This is a genomic window from Lonsdalea quercina subsp. quercina (assembly GCF_000688655.1).
GTDB lineage: Bacteria > Pseudomonadota > Gammaproteobacteria > Enterobacterales > Enterobacteriaceae > Lonsdalea > Lonsdalea quercina.
The window spans coordinates 1-911 of sequence record NZ_JIBO01000029.1 but is presented as its reverse complement, the minus strand read 5'-3'; the positions used below and the strand labels follow the sequence as shown (position 1 = coordinate 911).

Here is a 911-nt window from a genome sequence, read left to right as displayed (position 1 = left end):
TGCAACGCTGGCGCACCTTATAAAGACATCATAGAAAAAAAATATTATTGGTCTGGGGGAGGCGGTTTACCTACCGACGGCGTCCCTGTTCCTGATAAGGCTGAGATAGAAATGGTGTCCTTTCATGATCGAAAACGGTATCGGATCAAAGTTGATTTACCCGCTGATTTGCCACAACAGATGCAGCAGCAATATCAGGTTAGAGGGAAAATTGACCAACGCAATTGGCTCTACTTTGGTCTGGCTCCCGGAGGCTATTATGAGGTGTTGTTGAAAGGCGATAAGTTACGAGTCAAACCAGACTTACTGCTTGCACGCGGCATCGCCAAAGAGGTGACCGATGACTGGTACGACAAAAAAGTATCTGTGGCAGAACAATATGGCATTGAGGATTTTGACAAAGAGTACGGCGAACTCTTCAAGCAACATCCCATCCCCCGTGGCATGGAATGGGCGCCGATCATGGATGCCTACCGCGCCAGGCAGCCGAAAACCGATCAGTATCCGGTTCAATAATTAAATAAGGTCACAACACAGCGGCTGATATAAACAGCGGCGTTCAATCGGGAACCAGAAGGCATGATGTTGAGATATCTTTCCGTCTTATTAGGCCTAAGCTTGTCGTTGATGGCCTGTTCAACAGGCAATGCGGCAATAAGGGCCAATTGGAGTTATGGTTCAGGCAGCAATATTGATAGCTTTTGTACGACTAAAGCGACTTTTTATCTCCACGGGAAAACGGTTTTTAGTTATCCCGGAGGGGGATGCAACGCTGGCGCACCTTATAAAGACATCATAGAAAAAAAATATTATTGGTCTGGGGGAGGCGGTTTACCTACCGACGGCGTCCCTGTTCCTGATAAGGCTGAGATAGAAATGGTGTCCTTTCATGATCGAAAACGGTATCGGAT

General features: G+C 47.0%; 2 protein-coding genes. Both read left to right on the top strand.

Annotated features, from left to right (window positions below; translation table 11 throughout):
* Positions 1-516 (top strand): DUF2931 family protein (locus RZ35_RS16815; protein WP_026744344.1); only part of this gene is annotated, 516 nt, incomplete at its 5' end.
* 63 nt (positions 517-579) lie between these two features.
* On the top strand, positions 580-911 hold a 332-nt coding region (locus RZ35_RS17570), incomplete at its 3' end, for a DUF2931 family protein (protein ID WP_200873759.1).